Origin of the sequence: Paraburkholderia bengalensis (assembly GCF_037126505.1) — a bacterium.
GTDB lineage: Bacteria > Pseudomonadota > Gammaproteobacteria > Burkholderiales > Burkholderiaceae > Paraburkholderia > Paraburkholderia bengalensis.
Genome location: NZ_JACFYJ010000229.1, coordinates 1 through 1,923, shown reverse-complemented (window position 1 = coordinate 1,923; position 1,923 = coordinate 1). Strand labels below are relative to the sequence as shown.

General features: G+C 56.5%; 1 protein-coding gene and 1 pseudogene. One reads left to right on the top strand and one right to left on the bottom strand.

Features of this window, described 5'->3' with window-relative positions; translation table 11 throughout:
• Nucleotides 1-1,204 precede the first annotated feature (1,204 nt).
• On the bottom strand, nt 1,205-1,486 hold the full coding sequence (locus H3V53_RS42855) for a hypothetical protein (RefSeq protein ID WP_336602990.1): 282 nt from the start codon (nt 1,484-1,486) through the stop codon (nt 1,205-1,207).
• A gap of 240 nt (nt 1,487-1,726) precedes the next feature.
• Here H3V53_RS42855 and H3V53_RS42850 point away from each other — a divergent pair.
• A pseudogene (locus H3V53_RS42850) lies at nt 1,727-1,923 on the top strand (hypothetical protein); the annotation flags it as partial.

Here is a 1,923-nt window from a genome sequence, read left to right as displayed (position 1 = left end):
CCGCGACTGCACCGGCAGCCACCCCTACGGCTCCGTCCCCGACCGTCGCGACGCCAGCGCACAAGACGACGAAGCACATGCATAAAGTGAGTCACCACGTGCCGCACAAGAAGGCGGCGTTACAAGAGACGGCCTCGACGTGAAGCATCAGAACCCTGCTTCGGCGAGGCTTTACGCAAGAGGCCATCGGCGCTGCACAGGGTAATCGCTGGTTGGGTACGTAGACTTGGTCAAGGTGTCCGCGACGGCAGTCGATGGGCGTGGCTGCATTGAAGCCCCTCAAACAGCGCTGCCTTATGCGAAAGCGGGTGCCTTTGCTCACCACGTCTTGCGTCAGCGCATCGGATTCACGCACTGTCCAGATAGGGATAGTGGATGTTCAACGGACACGACGGTTCTTATGTCAACTCTCACCGCACTCGCCCTCCCCGGCGTCGTCGGCTATGCCCGCTGATCGACCTTAGAGGACGGTCGGCATTCCGCTGTTGTGCGGCGGCTGAACATTTGCAAACTCGTTCCTGAGGATTAATGCGAATCAACGGTATCCCGAGACTCTCCGCGTACATCGGTACACTCGGCACCGCGCGGCCGGCGCCGATCTCCACAACGACTGGGTTTCGAACCGCCCGCGCCACACTCCTGCCGCAATTGTTGCGCAGCCGTCTTCGGTCAACACGACGAAACTTCTTCGATGCGCGTTCAATACGGTGAGCTAGAACCGTTTCGTCATCCTACGCCGGACGGTCAACGAGCTTTACGACGTACCTGACGAACGCCCTCGTACCAATCGCGGCATTCTTGCCCACTGTAATGGCCGATACATCTCCAACAAGTATCGCCTTGCCGCCGCAAAACCGGTTTCCGAGGCCTTTCATTACGCCTCTCGGTGACTTATCTCCGGCCTCGGTGAGCGTCTAGTGCGCTCCTGGAAGATCCTGGTTGTACTCATGGTGGCTCGCTGTTTCGACAGCAGCCCCACCTTCACTAACTGGTCTGCCTGCTGCTGATAAGTTTTTATATTGGCGAGCTCGAAAGGAGCAGGTGCATCTCCCAACGCGTACTACATCGGTGCTATCGAGGTAGCTCTCTACGGCCTTGTTGAAGTTTTCCTTCGACGGATCCATCTTGCCGTGGCGCGCAGCAAGCGATATCCCCAAGAGCAGAGTTGCTGACGTCCGCGTTATTCTTGACGACGAGATCGTTTTCATTTTCCAGTAGTGTAAGAAAAATTAGCGTGCGACTGCTCAGTAGGTGTTTGGCAGCATGCCCCGACTTTCGCTAGTGCCATTGGCACCTGTTTTTGCGCACCGTTGCGGCGACCGCTGTGCAAATCGCGCAATACCGATGGAGCGCACGTCAAATCCAATTTCGCCTGCTGCGCGAACAGCTTGAACTGTCGTCCCTTGCGCGTATCGGTTTGGCGAGCGGTGCGGAGCTGCACGTGCATGTGGCGGCTATTGCGGCCGACTCCCACCAGCGTTAGCACCCATTACTCGTCGCCCGTCTTCGTTGCGACAAAATCATCGACCATCCCGGCGCGAAAGAACGCCTTCGCCTTAGCCGGCGTCCCCGTCTCAAATCCTGTTCAAACAGGTCGTCTGATATCGCCATGCAATTTCTCAGATCGGTCGATAGAAGCGTATCAATACGTTTCCCGAAAAGTCTCCCGAAAAATGTCGCAGCAGAAACGGAAAAGTGGCAGGCTCGACAAAAAGCGGATAGATTCATGGCGGCGCTCGCCGAAGTTGCGCTGGAGATAATCATGAAGCGCACCGTCGAAGACGAGGGATGGGTAATCAAAGCATCACCCATCACCATCGCGAAACAATTGCTTCTATCTCTAAAATGTCGCTGCGCGAAGTTTGTCGCTCAACCCCGCATCAAGTGGACGCACGATGACAATAAGGTACAAGGCTGGCCTGA